Annotated in this window: 16 protein-coding genes; 8 read left to right on the forward strand and 8 right to left on the reverse strand. The window is 45.9% G+C overall.

Annotated elements, in window-relative coordinates; all coding sequences use genetic code 11:
• Positions 1-47 precede the first annotated feature (47 nt).
• Together CHH60_RS22600 and CHH60_RS22605 are read right to left on the reverse strand one after the other, a co-directional pair.
• Positions 48-1,085, reverse strand: coding sequence for an acyltransferase family protein (locus CHH60_RS22600; protein WP_095361270.1), 1,038 nt, complete (start codon positions 1,083-1,085; stop codon positions 48-50).
• Positions 1,086-1,574: 489 nt separating this feature from the next.
• A complete protein-coding gene (locus CHH60_RS22605; RefSeq protein WP_095292093.1) occupies positions 1,575-1,802 on the reverse strand; it encodes a hypothetical protein in 228 nt (75 codons plus the stop codon).
• Between the two features lie 250 nt (positions 1,803-2,052).
• Here CHH60_RS22605 and ppk1 point away from each other — a divergent pair, with 250 nt between their 5' ends.
• On the forward strand, positions 2,053-4,134 hold the full coding sequence (gene ppk1, locus CHH60_RS22610; RefSeq protein WP_095361271.1) for a polyphosphate kinase 1: 2,082 nt from the start codon (positions 2,053-2,055) through the stop codon (positions 4,132-4,134).
• Here ppk1 and CHH60_RS22615 read toward each other — a convergent pair.
• Positions 4,094-5,620 carry a Ppx/GppA phosphatase family protein gene (locus tag CHH60_RS22615; RefSeq protein WP_095361272.1) on the reverse strand — a complete coding sequence of 509 codons (1,527 nt, stop codon included), beginning with the start codon at positions 5,618-5,620 and terminating at the stop codon, positions 4,094-4,096. The two genes, ppk1 and CHH60_RS22615, sit on opposite strands and share 41 nt — an antisense overlap.
• A gap of 25 nt (positions 5,621-5,645) precedes the next feature.
• Positions 5,646-5,900, reverse strand: a complete 255-nt coding sequence (locus tag CHH60_RS22620; RefSeq protein WP_095361273.1) for a hypothetical protein — start codon at positions 5,898-5,900, stop codon at positions 5,646-5,648.
• Between the two features lie 236 nt (positions 5,901-6,136).
• On the opposite strand from CHH60_RS22620, the gene CHH60_RS22625 reads away from it, so the two are divergent.
• Positions 6,137-6,796 carry a YheC/YheD family protein gene (locus CHH60_RS22625; RefSeq protein ID WP_095361274.1) on the forward strand — a complete coding sequence of 220 codons (660 nt, stop codon included), beginning with the start codon at positions 6,137-6,139 and terminating at the stop codon, positions 6,794-6,796.
• A 354-nt stretch (positions 6,797-7,150) separates the two neighbouring features.
• Positions 7,151-7,294: a sporulation histidine kinase inhibitor Sda gene (locus tag CHH60_RS22630; protein WP_017692430.1), complete on the forward strand. Its 144-nt coding sequence runs from the start codon at positions 7,151-7,153 to the stop codon at positions 7,292-7,294.
• Between the two features lie 21 nt (positions 7,295-7,315).
• Here CHH60_RS22630 and CHH60_RS22635 read toward each other — a convergent pair whose 3' ends face one another.
• Together CHH60_RS22635 and CHH60_RS22640 are read right to left on the reverse strand one after the other, a co-directional pair.
• The gene (locus CHH60_RS22635) at positions 7,316-7,567 is read right to left on the reverse strand and encodes a hypothetical protein (protein WP_095361275.1); all 252 of its coding nucleotides are present in this window, start codon (positions 7,565-7,567) and stop codon (positions 7,316-7,318) included.
• Between the two features lie 74 nt (positions 7,568-7,641).
• A complete protein-coding gene (locus tag CHH60_RS22640; protein WP_217990005.1) occupies positions 7,642-8,616 on the reverse strand; it encodes an NAD(P)/FAD-dependent oxidoreductase in 975 nt (324 codons plus the stop codon).
• A 558-nt stretch (positions 8,617-9,174) separates the two neighbouring features.
• Here CHH60_RS22640 and CHH60_RS22645 point away from each other — a divergent pair.
• Both CHH60_RS22645 and CHH60_RS22650 read left to right on the forward strand, forming a co-directional pair.
• A complete protein-coding gene (locus tag CHH60_RS22645) occupies positions 9,175-10,368 on the forward strand; it encodes an NAD(P)/FAD-dependent oxidoreductase (RefSeq protein ID WP_095361277.1) in 1,194 nt (397 codons plus the stop codon).
• Positions 10,365-10,622, forward strand: coding sequence for a hypothetical protein (locus CHH60_RS22650; protein WP_095361278.1), 258 nt, complete (start codon positions 10,365-10,367; stop codon positions 10,620-10,622). The genes CHH60_RS22645 and CHH60_RS22650 overlap by 4 nt, the downstream gene beginning before the upstream one ends.
• A 93-nt stretch (positions 10,623-10,715) precedes the next feature.
• Here the strand turns inward: CHH60_RS22650 and hemQ are convergent, their stop codons facing one another.
• Entirely contained in the window at positions 10,716-11,462 is a 747-nt protein-coding gene (gene hemQ / locus CHH60_RS22655) for a hydrogen peroxide-dependent heme synthase (RefSeq protein WP_095361279.1), read from the reverse strand.
• Positions 11,463-11,715: 253 nt separating this feature from the next.
• Between hemQ and CHH60_RS22660 the strand changes: the two genes are divergently transcribed.
• The 3 genes from CHH60_RS22660 to CHH60_RS22670 all read left to right on the forward strand — a co-directional run bounded on the left by CHH60_RS22660 (position 11,716) and on the right by CHH60_RS22670 (position 14,787).
• Positions 11,716-12,009 (forward strand): YuiB family protein, encoded by a 294-nt coding sequence (locus CHH60_RS22660; RefSeq protein ID WP_095292079.1) that lies wholly within the window; start codon positions 11,716-11,718, stop codon positions 12,007-12,009.
• Positions 12,010-12,369: 360 nt separating this feature from the next.
• Positions 12,370-13,905, forward strand: coding sequence for a helicase DnaB (locus tag CHH60_RS22665; RefSeq protein ID WP_095361280.1), 1,536 nt, complete (start codon positions 12,370-12,372; stop codon positions 13,903-13,905).
• 207 nt (positions 13,906-14,112) lie between these two features.
• Positions 14,113-14,787, forward strand: a complete 675-nt coding sequence (locus tag CHH60_RS22670; RefSeq protein ID WP_095361281.1) for a hypothetical protein — start codon at positions 14,113-14,115, stop codon at positions 14,785-14,787.
• Between the two features lie 123 nt (positions 14,788-14,910).
• On the opposite strand, the gene CHH60_RS22675 is transcribed toward CHH60_RS22670, so the two are convergent.
• Positions 14,911-17,667: an endo-beta-N-acetylglucosaminidase gene (locus CHH60_RS22675; RefSeq protein WP_095361282.1), complete on the reverse strand. Its 2,757-nt coding sequence runs from the start codon at positions 17,665-17,667 to the stop codon at positions 14,911-14,913.
• Positions 17,668-17,838 lie beyond the last annotated feature (171 nt).

Below are 17,838 nucleotides of genomic sequence, written 5' to 3' on the forward strand. Positions count from 1 at the left end.
GTACGAACCTGAGTGAGCACGGTTGTTCATACACAGCAGTTTCTGCTTCAGCTAACCGGTGTTGTCTGTGGTGCTGGAGTGGGTACATGAGGTGTAATAGGACGTTTTTTGCGTTTGAGATAACGATTGGTGAAGCGATTTTCTATGACTTCATAAGAAATATGAGAGATTAAGGTTGCGATAATCAGACCGGCCACAAATGTGATGGATACCGATACATAATCAGGCAAATTGAAGCGCGCCATTACTCGCTGGAAGGGAAATAGGGCAAAGGGATGCAGGAGATAAAAGCTGTAGCTTATCGTTCCGAAGTACTGGAAAAAGCGAGTACTCAACACATTTGATAAAACTCCATGTTCCTTGATGATCAGATAGAAGAAATACACGCCGAAGATGATCGAAAAATAAATATCCCCGAAGTATGTAGCCAGATAAATGATGATTAAGGCTAAGAGCGAGTGCAGCTTGGAGGGGAGAAAATTAAACTTCTCACTAGCGTAATAGGCCAGAACTCCTGTTAGAAAGAACAGTGCCCGCGGCATGCGAATGACGACAGCCAAAGTGATGGCAAGACCCAGTATGATTAAAAACCACTTCATGTATTTATTGTTTAAGGGTTTCAGTGATACGAAGAAAATGACGCTGACCAGGTAAAAAGCAAATTCATAACTGAGTGTTCTTGCATTACGAACAGCTTCTTCAAGTGGAAAAACACCTGGAAGCATGAACAATCCATAAATGAAATTCAGAATGTATTCGGAAGCCGTCAAATTGGCCAACCAATCAAATTGAATTACAGGTCCTGCCACAAACATAATGACAAGCAAGGGGAGATATACCGGATAGATTCGTATGATGCGATTATAGACAAACTGTCCAATCTTCCGGTGTTTCACTAAACTTTGCACAATAAGATAGCCACTAATCATGAAGAAAACATCAACACCCATTTCTGCCAAGACCAAGGTAGCGTGCTCGTTCAGGGTAAGGTAACCGCCGTTAATCGACATGGATATAACATGTCCGACAAAAACCATTAGTGCACATAATCCACGCAGTCCGTGAATTGTATGGTTCTTACTCACGTCTACACCATCTCCAATTTATAAAATGATTATTTGTCTATTGAGGCAAGAGTACCGTGTATGTATTCACAACCCACCTTTCGTTACAGCCTATGAAATAAAACCAAGGGTTAACAGCCAGTGTGTTCCGATTTATGATACGAAATGTATCATTGTATTATTTGAATCATAACACTTGATAAATTAATTGACAATAAGTTAAGAAAAATTTGAAAATTTCATTTTCTTTTCATTTCATTTTATTCGGTCCTACACAAAAATGGACAAATAAAAAAAGCCGTCCGAAGACGGCTTTTCTACCCGTGGCGCTTTTTAAAACCTTGATCCGTATCCCGCGCCTCCACCAGTCTCATTTAATTTGAGCTAGTGGATCGGGTAAGGGACACGTTCAACATGTGATTAGAAATGTTGACGCACCTCCTTTCCTTGTGGCAAGAGTATACAACACCTGGTTTCGGAAAGCTAGTCTTTTTTTCGTATTAACGTAAATTATTTTTCGGTCTGGAACATCGTCATATCTCGTGCATAATGACTCTTCGTTCCATTCTCGTTACGAATACGCACGCTATCTTCGCTGATCCGCTCGACAATCCCGCGACCCACTTCGCAATATACACCAGCCGGGTCTTCTTGCCATGCCGTTACGACACATTGGGAGAGGGCAGCGGTGAAAAATTCTATATTTTTTTGTAACGTTCTAGGTTTATTCGATTTCATTATATACTCCTTTAATAAACGACGTATTTGGAAGAAGAACAGCAACCGGACCAAATCGCACTGTACCTCACTTTACTCTGTCTACTGCACTTTGTAAAGGGATGGAAAAAGTTATCGTCATGAGGTATCATTTACATAAATTTTACACTGTTTTTACACTGCGATGACGCTTGTATCCAATCACGGATAGTACAATTATAGTAGAACCAACTAAACAAGGATTGATATGCAACACATTCGGAGGCCATACATGCATAGAGATATTAAAACAGGCAACTATGTTAACCGTGACTTAAGCTGGGTTGAGTTTAATCGTCGTGTGCTTCAGGAGGCTCAGGATTCTACCACACCTCTGTTGGAACGGTTGAGATTTCTCGGGATTGTAGCCAGTAATCTGGACGAGTTCATGAGTGTAAGGGTAGCAGAGACGAAAGAGAAAATTAAAGCAGGATTTACCCAAAAGGATTTCACAGGATACACCCCGTCCGGTTTATATCGGAGATTGATCAAACGAACAGGTGCCATGGTGGCTGAGCAATATAAAACGTATCGGGAATTGATTCGCCTGCTCGCCAAAAAGGGTGTTGTTCTACAAGAGTATAACGAGCTTAATGGAACACAGCAACGGGCAATGGATCAATATTTTCATGATATTATTTTCCCTGTATTGACACCCATGGCCGTGGATCAGAGCCGTCCATTTCCACTGGTGCATAATAAATCAGTCTATCTCGCTGTGATGCTTCAGAAGGAAGAGGAGCAGGAGGATGAGCCGTTTTTTGCGATTGTTCAGGTCCCCTCGAATCTGCCGAGGGTTGTTCCCGTACCTCTGCGTGCAAACAGCAAAAAGAAAACATTCATATTAATAGAAGATTTGATTAAACATCATACACATACCCTGTTTAGCGGATATATTCCGCTGGCTGTGCAGGAATTCAGGCTGACCCGTAACGCGGACCTCTCCTTTAATGAAGAGGAAGCGGAAGATTTGCTGGAAGCCATCGAGAAGGAATTGCGTCGCCGCCGCCGGGGAGCTCCTGTCCGGCTGGAAGTGCGTAAGGATTTTCGTTCAGATGCACTGCTTGAATTGCAGGAGGAATTCGAGATTCAGGATCCGGTATATGAAATTGATGGTCCGCTGGATCTGAGTTTCCTGGCTGGATTTGTAGACAGCATCGAAGGCTTCTCTCATTTGAAATATAGCCCCGTTCAGCCGGTGTATCCGCCGGAATTTTTACCGCGGGAGAGCCATTTTGAACTGCTGCGCAAACGGGACGTACTCGTTCATCATCCTTATGAATCGTTTGAACCAGTCACAGATTTTGTCCTTGAGGCATCGGAAGATCCACGAGTCATGGCAATCAAGATGACATTGTACCGGGTAAACGGGGATTCACGTCTCATTCCGGCTCTGGCTCATGCAGCTGAGAGTGGCAAACAAGTGACCGTTGTAGTGGAGTTGAAGGCACGCTTTGATGAAGAACGCAACATTGCGTGGGCGCGCAAGCTGGAAAAGGCAGGCTGCCACGTTGTATATGGTTTGGTTGGTTTGAAGACCCATGCAAAAATTATTCTTGTTGTGCGCAGGGAACAGAATGGCTTAAGACGTTATGTTCACGTTGGAACAGGCAACTATAACGAGAGTACGGCGAAGGTCTACACTGACGTAGGACTGTTCACCTCCAATCCGATCATTGGTGAAGATGCATCGGAGCTCTTTAATGAAATAACCGGTTATTCGGGACCGAAGGCCATGCAGGCTTTCCGCGTTGCTCCAGATGGCATGAAGGATGAACTGTTTTCACTCATACGGAGGGAGACAGAGCATGCACTTAAGGGGAAACGGGCCCGCATTATTGCCAAAATCAACTCGTTATCTCACCAGGATATGATTGATGAATTATATGTTGCATCCCAGGCAGGTGTACAGATCGATTTAATTGTCCGCGGGGTGTGCTGCCTTCGCCCAGGTGTTGAGGGACTCAGCGAAAATATTCGGGTGATCAGCATCGTGGATCGATTTTTGGAGCACTCTCGTCTGTTTTACTTTGAGAATAGCGGGAACCCGGATGTATATATCTCCAGCGCAGACTGGATGACCCGGAATCTGAAACGGAGAATTGAACTGATGTGCCCGGTATTTGATCCGTCACTCAAGAAGATGCTTGTCGACATCCTGAATCTGTCCCTGAATGACAATGTGAAGGCAAGGGAATTGATGCCTGGCGGCAATTATGTTTTTGTGGAAAACGAAAAGCCCCCGCTGAGAAGTCAGACGGAGGCAATGGGCATTATTCCTTGGAAGCCAGCAGAGTGGAGTATGTCAACTTAACGTCCCAAGCTTCTTCCAGATCCTTGGCGGCTTCTTCCAGGCCATGCATTTCCAGTAACGGCTCGGCTGAGCAGATGAGTTTGATCTGCAGCGAGCCGTTTTCTTTGGTTACATGTATCGCAGAGATTCGCTCCGAACGATGAATGGCCTCGGCTATGCGCAAGATGGAGCCCAATCGGTGAGCGTGCCGTTCATCCGAATCCTTCAGAATGTCCCGGTGCTTATTCAGCAGCTGGGGCGTTCTTTTTTTTGGATGATAATCGGCTGTGATAGCTGTCAGCACGGTCTCCCGATGGGAAAGTCCGTATATGCCCGCATTCATAATCCAATACGCCGAGTGCTGGGGATAACGGAAATAATTGATCTGTTTTCCTGCCCCATGAAGCATGCAGGCGGTATATAGGATTCGGGCATCTGCTGGTTTGGGTGTGTCCCCCTCCAACGCCTCATAGAGCACCGCTGCATCCTGATGGATTTGTTTCAGCTTCTTCTCGGGAACTGGCGGGCCAAAATGAATGAAATTGCGGATGCTGTCCTCCAGTGCAGTAGGAGAGGCAGGCCGGTGCGGGGCCATCAGATCACGCAAAATCCCATCACGCAATCCCGCTCCGCTTACGACATAACGATCTCCCTGAAGAATGTCGAAGACCGTTCTGAGAATCAGAACACCAGGCACAATGATGTCAGCACGATCCTTCGCCAGACCAGGCACCTTTTTGCGCTGACCTGATGTGAGATAAGGCAGTGATTTGGCCAGGTTTTCCATAGCTGAAGCGTTGATCTCGTAGTGGTGGGTTACGGGTAACGAGTATTGTGTTCTTTTTTGCTCAATTTTGGCCAAAGTACGCATGGTACCTCCAAGACCGATGAGCGGAAGACCTGGATGCTGACGGATCCAATCCTGATCTTTCAGTGCCTGAATGACATCATTGCACAGCGCAGCAACATTTGCTTCAGACCAGGAATCCTCCCCGCCATACCTGGCATGCGAGTTTACGGCACCAATGGGCAGAGAGATACTGTGGAGTCTTTTGCGATCCCGGAATACGGTTACTTCCGTACTGCCGCCACCGATATCCACAACATAGCCATCCTGCAGATCAATGGACTGAATAACCCCAAGAAAGCCGTAATACGCTTCCTGATCTCCGGAGGCACATTCAATCTCAAGTCCGGTCTCCTCTTCAAGCCAGCCAATGATCTGCGCAGCGTTGCGTGCATTGCGAATGGCAGCTGTAGCCGCAGCACGAATGACTTTCGTTTGGAATGCGTCACAAGTAGCCTTGAATTGCTGTAAGACCGTGATGGCTTTTTCCAGCGAATGACGCAGGATCTGCCCGTCCTCTTCAACCACGTTGCTGAGGCGCGCAGCATATTTATCTTCATGAATAATCCGGTAGGCTCCTTCATGATCCAGTTCGTAAATGACGAGACGAATGGAGTTGGAGCCAATATCGATAATACCGAGAGTTCCTTTTGAGTTCATATGCATCTCCTTCTAGACAGGTATTCTACCCAAGTTGCAGCAGGGCAGCCATGGCTTCCGGTGAACCTGGAGGGGTGGAGGAGAAGGGCGTGGTCAGCATTACCACAATAATGAAGACAATGAAACAGGCAAACAGTATGCAGCTTACGGCAAAACCGCGATTACGTTTCTTCATAAACAGCCGAATACCTGTAACGAAAAGAAGTACTGTGACGGCGACCAGGACAATGGACATTGCGAAATAGGCTATGCCATACAGTGATTTGAAAAATGCTTCCATATTTTCTGAACGCTCCTTAGATCCTCATATTTAAGCCTTTCTATTACATTCCTTAGTAGCATACGACAGATTGATGCGTTTGAAAAGTGAACCAGGCGTGTGTGCCTTTCCATAAACAAGCCTATAGACACTTCTTACGGAAAAGGGGCAACCGCCTTGGACAGACATCCAAGAGGGGACGGCTTCTGTTGAGTATGTATATGGAAGGACCATTGTTCAGGAAAGGAGATCAACCCATGTCAAGACAGCTTGCAAGCAAATGGCTGAAGACAGCAGCACTGATGAAATATCCTGTAGCAGCTGTCCATATCCCCCAAACGATGGCATTTAATTCGAGAAATCTGCTGCACATGCTCAGCCGTTATGGAATGGTGTATATCAAACCTATAGTCGGTGGCGGAGGTTATGGTGTTATCAGGGTATCCACAAGCGGGGGGAACTACCGCTATACGCATATGAAAGTTACACGTACATTTACCAACTACGGCCAGATGTATCGCTCGCTGGTACGGATTAAAGTCAGACGGAGATACCTGATCCAGCAGGGAATTCATTTGGCAACGATACAGGGCAGACCTGTGGATTACAGGGTGAAAGTCGTCAAAACCGAGCGAGGCTGGGTTTTCCGTTCCATGGTAGGGCGCTTGGCTCGTCCCGGATTGTGTGTAACCAATCTGAGCAAAGGCGGGACGATGCTGCAAGGCAGAAGGGCACTTGGTTTATCCCTCCCTCATATATCCACCAGACACAAACGCCGGGAGATGCGTTCATTGACGTTGACATGCACTCAGATTATGGAAAGGCAATTTCCAGGTGTAGGTCAACTCGGTTTCGATTATGGGCTCGATCACTCCGGGAAGATATGGATTCTGGAAGTGAACACCAGACCTCAATAAAAAAAGTGAAAAAATATAAAAAAAACCAAGATTACACCGATAAACATATAGAGAAAATATTATGGAAAACGTTTGAAGTAAAAACAAAATGGGTAATTTACACGGAATAAGTCTTGAAACTATGAGTTGACGCTAAAAAAAAATTCTCTCACATTCGTTCTAATAGAAACGTTACGATCCTGTGCATAAGTTATGTCCACATTATCCACGTTGCTTAATCAACATTTTTACCATTTATCAACAACCTATGCACAGGATTTCCACAAAACCTTGTGGATAACAGAACGCTTGTTCTCTATATAAATCTCTGATATGATAGTTTTGAGGAAAAAAAAGGAAAGGTTGTGGCGGGAAATGGCTATGTTATCCGATGAGATGTTATTGGATTCCTACCATAAGGCGATTGAGCTTAATCTCGAGAGAGATTTCATCGCGCTGCTATTGGCAGAAATCCATAAGCGCAAACTGGGTACCGACGTATCTGCCATTCTTCACTAGAGATCCTCATTGCAGGCAATGTTATAGGTTTCCGGACATGTCCCATTGTGCTACAGACCAGAGGGTGCTTGTATGACAATGGTGACAGTACAACATATGCATGCAACCGTTTTCGTTTTCGTCTTCCTCTATCATGGAAGTCTGTAACGAATAGGGGCTGTACGGTCCGGTGTAATCTTCCAATTTGCCGCATTCTGTCAGTCCCTGAAGGCAGTGGGGACAAGCCTGCTCCGGTACAACCAGACCGTTACACAGCGGGCATATATAAGACAAGGGTATCCCTCCTGATATTGAATGTTCAGGAGTAAGATACCCTTTTTTGTGCCTTTTATGTGATTCGCGTAAAACTATCGTTTCATATTACTGCTGTGTCCTGGGGACAACTTCGCATCTGGGTCGAAGTAAACCTTCGCGTTGTTCACAGCGGTTGGTGCTTCACCGAACCCAACAGCGATCAGCTTCAGCTTACCTGGGTATGTTGTAATATCCCCGGCAGCAAAAATGCCTGGAATGGATGTTTCCATACGGGAGTCAACAACGATGGAGTTGCTATCGATTTCAATACCCCACTCGGCAATAGGCCCGAGCGATGATACAAATCCAAAGTTGACGATCACGGCATCGACGTCAATTTCTTGTGTTTCTTTGGTTTTGACGTGTGACAGGGTGACTTTGGTAATAGCGTCATCCCCGTGCAGCTCCGTAATCTCCGTAGGTGTAACCACGTTGACTTTGGAGTTCATCAGATTCTCCACACTGTGCTCATGTGCACGGAATTTGTCACGACGGTGGATCAGGGTTACTTGTTCTGCGATTGGCTCGAGCATAAGTGCCCAGTCTACGGCAGAGTCACCGCCACCACTGATCAGTACTTTTTTGCCGGCAAAGGCATTCAAATCACTGATGAAGTAATGCAGGTTCGATTTTTCGAACTTGGCTGCACCTTCAAGTTCCAGGCGACGTGGTTCGAAGGCACCAACACCGGCAGTAATGATTACTGCTTTGGCATGATACTCGTTTACATCGGTTTTGACGATGAAATGACGCTCGTCCAGTTTTTCAACGGATACTACTTTTTCTTCAAGACGAATATTGGGGTTAAAGTGGCTCATCTGCTCAATCAGGTTGTTTACCAATTCCTGAGCCGTCACTTTGGGGAACCCTGCAACGTCATAAATGTATTTTTCAGGATATAGCGCAGCCAATTGTCCACCAAGTTGTGGCATGCTTTCAACGAGAGTAACGGATGCCTGACGCATCCCTCCGTAAAATGCGGCAAACAGACCCGCAGGGCCGCCACCAATAATAAGTAAATCGGTCATGTCATGACCGGCAGTTTGTGCAGTCAAGAATCAACAACACCTTTCTTATTTTAATAGGTAGTTAACAGAAATAATGTAGCCGGATACCTCATGTAGCCAGCGTTTGTTGCTGAACTGTCTTTCTCATTATAAACGGTGTAAACTGGGTTGCAAAGTTGGTAACGGGACTAACATGGGAACAATTGATGAAGATCAGGTGAGAATAGGATGAAATTGGAAATGAAAGGTTATGAAAGATAACAAAAAAAACCTTGATATTTACCAGAAATACAGATATTCTTGACCTGTACTATGTGTTTTTTTGTCTAAATAAAAGCCAATTTGTAAAACGAAGACAAGACCTGTAATTTGTTGATTCTTGTGTATAATTTCACAACTTTAATTGGACATGTACATACAAAATATTCAAATAAATTCGTGAAGTTAACATTTGTCGTCATATGGATAAGACCTCATCCATATTTTGTAGTAAGTACAGCTGAAGGTAATGCTACCCGAATGAAGATACAAAATGTTGTAAAAGTAGATGATGTGAGTGAAACCGGAAGGGGTTAAGACATGAGCAGCATTCCCAAAATCGTCATTCTCGGCGCGGGCTATGGCGGGATTTTAACAGCCCAGCGGCTGCAGAAGGAATTAAATTATAATGAAGCCGACGTCACATTGGTGAATCGGCATGATTATCACTATATTACAACACACCTACATATGCCAGCAGCCGGTACGGATTCGATTGAGCATGCGAGGGTGCCGATTTCCAAGCTGATTGATGAATTCAAGATTGATTTGGTCAAGTCGTCAGTAAAGGAGATTCGTCTTCAGGATCGCAAGGTCATTTTGGAAGATGGAACGTTATCTTATGACTATCTGATTATTGGACTCGGCGGTGAACCGGAGACCTTCGGTATTCCGGGCATGCTGGATCATGCCATGACCATTCGCAGCATCAACTCGGTACGACTCATTCGTGAGCATATCGAATATCAGTTTGCCATGTACAAAAACGATAATAAACGTAACCGCATACGTTTTGTAGTTGGCGGGGCAGGTTTCAGCGGAGTTGAGTTTGTGGCGGAGCTTGCTGACCGTATTCCGCAGTTGTGCAAGGAATTCGACGTAAATCCGAAAAATGTGCATATCTACAACGTAGAGGCAGCGCCTTCAGCCCTGCCTGGCTTCGATCCGGAGCTGGTAGAGCATGCAATGAATGTGCTCAAGAAGAAGGGCGTAACCTTCAAAATCGGTGTTCCAATCAAGCAATGTTTGCCGGATGGTGTCATTGTGGGTGAAGGTGAAAAAATTGATGCTGCCACGGTGGTATGGACCGGTGGAATCCGCGGTAACGCACTGCTTGAACAGGCTGGACTTGAAGTGATGCGCGGCCGGGTAAAAGTGGACGAATATTTGCGTGCTCCTGGACATGAGCATGTCTATGTTATTGGGGACAATTCACTCGTATTTAACGGGGAAGGACGTCCATATCCACCAACAGCCCAGATTGCCATGCAGCAAGGTGTGAACTGCGCCAAAAACGTTGTCGCTGCCATTCGCAAAAAACAGCCACAGCCTTTTGTGTTTACCAGCAAGGGAACGGTTGCTTCGCTTGGTAAAGGGGAAGCCATTGCTGTGGTTGGCGGCAAAAAATATAAGGGCTGGAAAGCAGCCCAGCTGAAGAAACTGGTGGATCTCCGGTACTTGTTCATCATCGGTGGAATCCCGCTTGTGCTGAAGAAGGGGCGGTTTTTTGGATGAGACATTGCAGTGTTCAAGTTCGCGGCCTGCTTACGCGTGATGAGCTGGATCGTTATAATGCCCTGATGCAGGTAGGGGGTTATCTGGAGGAGCAGAACCAGTATGACCTGGCTTATATTGTGCAAAAGGAAGTGGACATTCTCATCCTGCCTGCAATTGAGCGGTTGAAGGAAAAGGGACGGGATCGTGACCGGGCCACGGCCGAGTTTCTGGAATCGCTCAAGGCAATGGAAGAAGAAGAGGACCGGGATTAATTCGGAGTTTGAACATTTCTGGATATAATGAATACCATAAAAAAGCACCGGTGACTTTCCCCTTGGGAGTGTCATCGGTGCTTTGTGTTTTACTTACAGTTTCAGCATGTCTTCCAGCGAACCTTCGCCCAGCAGGCTTCCCACATAGAACGAACCGAATTCGCCATAACGTGCGCTAACTTCATCAAACCGCATTTCGTAAACCAGTTTTTTGAACTGGAGTGCATCGTCTGCAAACAGGGTAACGCCCCATTCCCAATCGTCGAAACCAACGGATCCGGTAATGATCTGTTTAACTTTACCAGCATAGCTGCGACCAATCATGCCATGGCTGCGCATCATGCTGCGGCGTTCGTCCATGGACAGCATGTACCAGTTGTCGGCCAATTCGCGTTTTTTGTTCATTGGGTAGAAGCAGATGTACTGGCGCTGCGGCAATACCGGCTTGAGACGTGCAACGATTTCCGGGTTTTGCATCGGATCTTCGCCTTCTTTGCCAAGATAGTTGCTCAGTTCCACGACGCTGACGTAGGAATACGATTTGGTCGTGTATTGTGCAAACATCGTTTTGTTGAACGCGTTCTCGACGGCCTTGAGGTCCTCAAGTGTTTCACGCAGGTGCATCATGACAAGGTCAGCTTTTTGGCCGACTACAGTATAGACCACAGTGCTTCCTTTGGAAGAATCTTCGACATCCTTCCATTCTTTCCAAAACTCTTGAAGCTCGTCCAGTGCTACGGCACGTTCCTCGTCATCGGCTGCTTTCCAAGCGGCCCAGTTAATCGAGCGGAAGTCATGCAGGGCATACCAGCCCTCCAGTGTTGATGCGGCTTCGTTCATTGGTTCTGTTCCTCCTGCAGTTTATATTTCCAAATCCCATGAGGGACGGTTAAGAAAAACTATATCGTTTACATTGTATCCCAACATTGAGCACAAGGGCAAATGAAGAGAACATGAATATAGGAGGATTTATCCAGAAAGTTCGTTGCTTCGCCACATTTTTTGCGGTACACTATCTACTAGCCAGAGAAGAAAATACAGTAAGTTATGCAAAATAAGCCCTGAGTTCATAAGAAGAGGTGAACGTCACCCGATGCAGTTTATACCTGTGCTGGTATTAATGGTGTTATTTTTCGTGATGATGTTTGGGATCGGTTTCATTCTGAATATGTTGATGAAGACTACCTGGTTTCCTTCTTACCTGTTCATCATTGTGATCCTGCCTGTTGTGGTGTATTCCTTGTGGGATCACACGGCTTCACTGATGACCCATCTGGGCTCGTTCCAGATTGTCGATTATCTGACCGGTGTGGCTGGGCTAGCAGGTGCAATCATCAGTGGTTGGACCATTCGCAAACTTCGACTGGGCGGGTATAAAATGTTTTAACCGGCTGAGCTTCATATCTTGCCCTGTCTGCCACGGCTAATTGAAACAAAGAGTCCTGCCTTTCTCGTAACCGCTTACGCGAGCAAAGGGAGGGCTTTTTGTCATATGTAATGAAAATAGACATAATTGATCCGCTGAGCTGCATACACATGTGGATAACTATTTCTAAATAGTTTCACTTGTTTTATATGGCTGGAGCTTTTATAGTATTCTAGCAACTCTGCGAAAACGTGAATGCTGTCGACCTAGGACGAAACGGAGCGAGAACAGGCCATCTTTTTACCTGTTTTTGAACATTTGAAGATCAGGCATTTATGATAGAATAGATAAACACACTTTTGGGGAGAAGGAGATCAAGCCATGCGCATGAAGAATTTGCTGCATTATACTGAACATCATCGCTACTGCGTATACAGGGAGTTTGGACTTAGTGCTCTGGACGACCGTATGCTTACCGGAGCATATCAGCCCATGGTAGGTGCTTTCGCGATTGGCTTGTATCGGCTGTTGTTTCAGCATCTTCCCGGTGAACAGGTCGGTTACTCACCCCTTGAACAGCAGCGAAAGTTGTTCATGACACTTGGACTCGAGCCAAGTGAGAAGGGCCGCAAGTATTTAGTGGAGCAGGCTTCCAAGCTGGAAGCAGTCGGATTGCTTCAGACGTCACGCCTTTACATTCCGGAGAATGATGATTACATCTATGAATATGAGCTGCAGCCACCGCTGTCACCGGCAGAATTCTTCCGTACACAGCATTTGACACTGCTGCTTCGTGACAAGATTGGCAAGTTTGCTGTTCTCTCCCTGCGTTCGGGATTTTCGGCAGTGGAGAACGGAGATGCACCTTATCCTGCAGCGAGCAAAGAAAATATTTCGGTTCCTTTTTACGATATATTCGAACTGAATACGCATGTTATAGATTACGAGCTGGAGCAGGCGCTCTCGGAAGTATCCACATCCGCACAGCGGAGTGGGACAAGTGTAGCGGCGGAAGAGCTTACGTTAAACTACGCCGACATTATTTTGCGTTTTCCGCGCGAGTCGGTGAACCGTCGTCATGTGGAAAAGCTAAGATTTGATCATGAGCAGCTGGGCATTGTGAATTATGTGGTGAACAAGTTCAATCTCAGTGTGCAGGACGTGTGCCGTTTACTGGATGAGGATGATATCTTCAGTCCGCAAGGACAGCTGATGTTGGACGATCTTCAGCATAAGGCAAGCTTGCAGTTCCGTCAGACGAAGAAACGTCAGGAGCAGCAGACTGTACAGGCAGCCAAAGTGGTCGCCCTGAGGCAGCATCTGGACGAGCCTGAGCAGCAGAGCGATTCCGGGGAACCGCCAGTGGAACATGTGGTGCAGATGGAATACTATGTGGAGGTTCCACCACAGTTTGCAACCAAATGCGATATTCATCAATACAATATGATGCTTCGTAATGAACCATATACACGGCTTTTACAGACGTTTTTCCCAGGAGCCGTACCGGATAATCTGGTCGATATCTTTGAGAAAATTGATCTGAGCTATAAGCTGCCTGGGGAAGTCATTAATGTTCTTATCCATTACTTGATGCAGCTTCTGGTGTCAGGCGGAGAACAGCGGATTAACCGTAATTTCGTTGAAGCGATCGCTTCCAATATGCTGCTGAAGCAGGTCAATTCATATGAGAAGGCAGTCCAATATATTCGTGACCAGGCCAAGGTAAAAGGCAAGCAGGCTGCTGGTGCAGCCGGAACCCGTTCCCGTACATACGGCAAAGGAGCCAAAGCCAAACCCGAAATCCCGATTGTTCAGGATGTTGCCGCTGAAAGCGATGGAGTATCCGAGGAAGAGTTCGAAGAGATGATGCGATTCGCCCAGCAGATGCAGGCGAGCAAGCAAAAAGGAACTTCATAAAATTTCTTGTTTATAAAAGAGACCCAAGGCGAGTCCCCTAATTAAAGGAGGCTCGCCTTTTTGCAAGATTGCGCCTATGTATGAATACACTGGAAGAATTTATTGGAATATTCTACTATTATATTTTAAGCTTATGCACCTAATCTTGTTTTTTATTGATGCGTCGTCGTCATCTGAATTAAGAAGATTGAAACACTGGGGGGAGTCATGAGGATACAGGACAAGTTAGATGGGATTAGAATTGCGAGTAGACCAACAACAAAACAAACCGTCATTTCAGTCACAACTGCAGCAATGATTGGAGTTGTTTTAGGATTAGCAGCCAAGCTTGTAGATACTCCGGGGATTAATCCCCTATTTGACGATATTGGCGGACGTCTCGGAATCTGGGTATTCGCTGCAACTTTATTATCGGTGTTCAGTTATTCTCCCAAGCTAGCTGCCGTCAAAGCAGTTGTCTTCTTTGCATCCATGCTTACTGTGTACTATGTATATACCGTTTTATTTCTTCACTTCTTCCCAGCAAGAGCTATTTTATTTTGGGGGCTATGTGCAGTGATATCTCCCATATGTGCTTATCTGATTTGGTACGCCCGAGGAGTGGGGGGATTTTCATATTTAATGGCGTCTCTTCCAATTACCGTTTTGCTCGTAGAAGGTTTTGAATTACGAAATGCCTATTTACCTGTCCACACGCATTATGATTTAATCCCATTACTGATGGGAGTCTATTTAATAATGATCATTTTTCTCCTGATTTTCATTCCAAGAATTAAAATGAAGATTTTATTCATTCTACCCATCGCTCTGTTTTTATCTTTTGTTATGATCTATTTTAATGTTTTGGGCCTGATATTTGGTGGGTTGAATAGTTTCTTATAGCGCCATGTACATATCTCATCCTATAAAGTAAGCCCTCTCCGCCTTCTGTTGGAGGTGGAAAGGGCTGCTGCTAATTAGGGTTTAATTTTCTTACAGGGTTAATATTTCATTTGCTGAAATCGTCTATCTTAAGATGGTCGTTGCTTTATTGCCTGCATAGTCTTCGATCACGAGCTTGAGCGAGCTGCTGCTGGAAGCTGGTGTGAAGGTCATCTCACTCAGCTTGGTTCTTCCCCGGATAATGTAAGGGAATTTTTGCGTAACGTAAGTCACCCCGAATTCGCGAGGCACTTCATTTTCGTAAACATAGATCTTGTACCAGTCCTCCAGATCAGGCAGGGCAAGTGTGTATTTTCCATCATTTACCGTGACCTTTTCTTTCGCGTATGGTGTAATCTGATGATCAGCCAGTTGTCCAGTAACTGTGACTGGTTGTTGCTTGCCTATGGCAATGTTGAGCACGTAGTGTTCACCATTCGTTGGCAATCCCGTCAGAACAGCAGAAGATTTCCCTTTCTTGACCTGAACGGTCTTTGTGAAAGGTTCATTCGTATATTCGGTTTGCAGGGTGAGCTCAATCGCTTCCTTGCCTTTGGTTTTCTTAGGGTATTTCCAGCTGACAGTGGCATCGCCCTGTTTGTTAAATTTCACTTGAATATCCTGAACGGCTGCATCCAAATTATAGGACAGAGTTGCAGGTTCGCTCTCACGGCCATCTGCGCCTACGGCACGAATAGACAGCTCACCAGAACGATTTTTCAAAGATTTGATGTAATAGGTGGAATCATATATTCCGCCAACATAGGATCCATTTTCATATAAATTGTATTGCTTAACTTTCGAATAGTCTTCCATATCCCATTCCACAACGAGTTCATCTGTATTGGTCAGAGACTTGGCGATGTGGAAACCTGTAGGAGCATCTGGTTTGGCCGCAGATCCATCGAAGATACGGATTTCACCGATATTCATCTGATAATCTTCAATTGTTTTCCCATTTGGGTCAAATACCAGTCCGAAAGCCGCAATGTTTTGGCCCGCATAGGCACTTAAATCCAGGGAAGCTGTTGTCCAGCCTTTCGTGTGTTTGCCTGAATTCGGAATATTGACTTTGACCACATGGGATGGATCATCTTCCAGAATTAAACCGACTTGCAGGGTGGACGTATCGCTCTTCGATGGTTTGTTATAAGTGAGTTCCAATGTAGACTTCGCATTAACGGACAGATCTGTTTTGTACAGACGCAGGAAGTTCTCCGCGTTTAGGTCACCGTTAACGACAAGAGAACTGCCGCCATTGAAGGCCCCAATGGAATCGTACTGGTAACGGGCACCTTTTTCATAGGTTGGGCCATAGTCAAAATCAACACTCAGCTTATCCCCTTCACTGGCCATCCACCACTGCCAGGTGACAGGGATGTCCTGGATGTTGATGTTGGACCATTCGGTATCATTGGATACTTTCCCGTTTTCATAATATTGCAGACCATGTCCGGTATTGAAGTTCGTAGCAAAGTTTGAACCATTAACGACGGAACGTTCCGTAAGGTAGGCGGCTATGCCGTCCCAATTGGCGCCAGAAGCGTAGACATCCGACAGATCAACCGACGCATTGCGGCGGGCTTCGGTAGGATCCTGATTCGGTCCAGACCACCAGGCACGATCGCGCACAAAGGTCATCCACTGATATTCGTCTTCAGCTCTGTGATTGGTGCTTCCATCGCCCATCTCTTCATCAAGGGCATTGTGGGTAAAATCTGCACCGAGCGTTGCTATGCTGTTCATCGGCTGACCGTTCTCATCCAGATTGTTGCGCAGGTCATAGAGCTGTTTCCACCGTCCAAACCGGTCATGGCCGCCTTCAACGCCGGCAAAGACCGTTTCCAGCGGATCCAGTCCAAGGCTGATCGCATGATCACGTGAATCCTGCAGCATCTCATGGTTCCAGACATAGTTCAGAAAAATGGAATCCGAAACCCTGCCGAGAGCGGTGTCCTGTACGAATGGGCTGTTGAGTTCGTTAAACTCATTCTGATATTGGATCTGTCCTGTCGTATTAATCGTAGAGTCATACCACTGAACATAGAGACCCTGATCTCTTAAATATTGCATGAATTTTTTGTAGGATGGAATGTCTTCAGGGGCAACGCCCCTCGCTACCTCTTCCTGATTGAAGAAGTATCCATCATAATTGTAGTACTTGGCCATCTCGGCCAATTTGACAGCGACCGGGAAATTTCCGTCTTCATCCTGTACGAGCATCTGCTTGTACGTTTGGGGACCACGGTCATTATCGGAGAAGAAAATGTTGGCAATGGAACGAACACCGTTTTTATGCGCGGCATTGGTGTAAGCCGGGTTCGGAATGTTCAGAATACCGAACTCGAAATATCGCTCTGTCCACTCCTTATTCGGGTCATACAGCTCTTCCGGCACTCCGGCAGAAGCCATGCCATGCCAATAGCTGTAATAGTCTGTATATTGCCAATAATTGAACAGATACTGGCTAAATTCGTTCGTATAAGGGGTACTGTCGAAGAACGCATTGCCGTAATCACCACTCATCGTAAAGAGCTGGGTATCCGGGCTAAGTTCGGGGTAGGCCTGCGTGGCGGCAAAGGCATCATTACGCGGCTGCAGTGGTACATGTGCACGAAGCTGCTCTCCATAGATGTCACTCTCGGGTGTCCAATTCAGAATCTGTGCAGAGGTGTAGCCATGCTGATAGGGCTGATTGGCGCCTTTGGCACTTTCACCTGTGTAGGGAAGTGTATCTCCCGCATAGACAGATGAGGCGACCAACTGACCGACCAGAGCTGATGTAATGGCCAGTGCAGTTACCTTGGGAATGATGCCTTTCGGTTTGAGTTTGCGTGTCATGCTGTTCCTCCTTCAAGTGGACTGAATGTAAGGTATTCGTTTACACAAATATAAACTTATGGTTAACGATAGAGCATGAAAGCATTTTCAAATAGGGCGAAATTAAAGAAAGGCAGGTAGAAACTAAAGAAAAGTTCAGGGTGGGAAGTTAATGTCAGAAGGCAAATGATA

This window comes from Paenibacillus sp. 7523-1 (genome assembly GCF_002276415.1).
In the GTDB taxonomy this organism is placed as follows: Bacteria; Bacillota; Bacilli; order Paenibacillales; family Paenibacillaceae; genus Paenibacillus; species Paenibacillus illinoisensis_A.

Coding starts and splice junctions, on each gene's coding strand:
- CHH60_RS22605 (WP_095292093.1), bottom strand. CDS start 1,802: ATGAAATCGAATAAACCTAGAACGTTACAAAAAAATATAGAATTTTTC.
- ppk1 (WP_095361271.1), top strand. CDS start 2,053: ATGCATAGAGATATTAAAACAGGCAACTATGTTAACCGTGACTTAAGC.
- CHH60_RS22615 (WP_095361272.1), bottom strand. CDS start 5,620: ATGAACTCAAAAGGAACTCTCGGTATTATCGATATTGGCTCCAACTCC.
- CHH60_RS22620 (WP_095361273.1), bottom strand. CDS start 5,900: ATGGAAGCATTTTTCAAATCACTGTATGGCATAGCCTATTTCGCAATG.
- CHH60_RS22625 (WP_095361274.1), top strand. CDS start 6,137: ATGTCAAGACAGCTTGCAAGCAAATGGCTGAAGACAGCAGCACTGATG.
- CHH60_RS22630 (WP_017692430.1), top strand. CDS start 7,151: ATGGCTATGTTATCCGATGAGATGTTATTGGATTCCTACCATAAGGCG.
- CHH60_RS22640 (WP_217990005.1), bottom strand. CDS start 8,616: ATGACCGATTTACTTATTATTGGTGGCGGCCCTGCGGGTCTGTTTGCC.
- CHH60_RS22645 (WP_095361277.1), top strand. CDS start 9,175: ATGAGCAGCATTCCCAAAATCGTCATTCTCGGCGCGGGCTATGGCGGG.
- CHH60_RS22650 (WP_095361278.1), top strand. CDS start 10,365: ATGAGACATTGCAGTGTTCAAGTTCGCGGCCTGCTTACGCGTGATGAG.
- hemQ (WP_095361279.1), bottom strand. CDS start 11,462: ATGAACGAAGCCGCATCAACACTGGAGGGCTGGTATGCCCTGCATGAC.
- CHH60_RS22660 (WP_095292079.1), top strand. CDS start 11,716: ATGCAGTTTATACCTGTGCTGGTATTAATGGTGTTATTTTTCGTGATG.
- CHH60_RS22665 (WP_095361280.1), top strand. CDS start 12,370: ATGCGCATGAAGAATTTGCTGCATTATACTGAACATCATCGCTACTGC.
- CHH60_RS22670 (WP_095361281.1), top strand. CDS start 14,113: ATGAGGATACAGGACAAGTTAGATGGGATTAGAATTGCGAGTAGACCA.
- CHH60_RS22675 (WP_095361282.1), bottom strand. CDS start 17,667: ATGACACGCAAACTCAAACCGAAAGGCATCATTCCCAAGGTAACTGCA.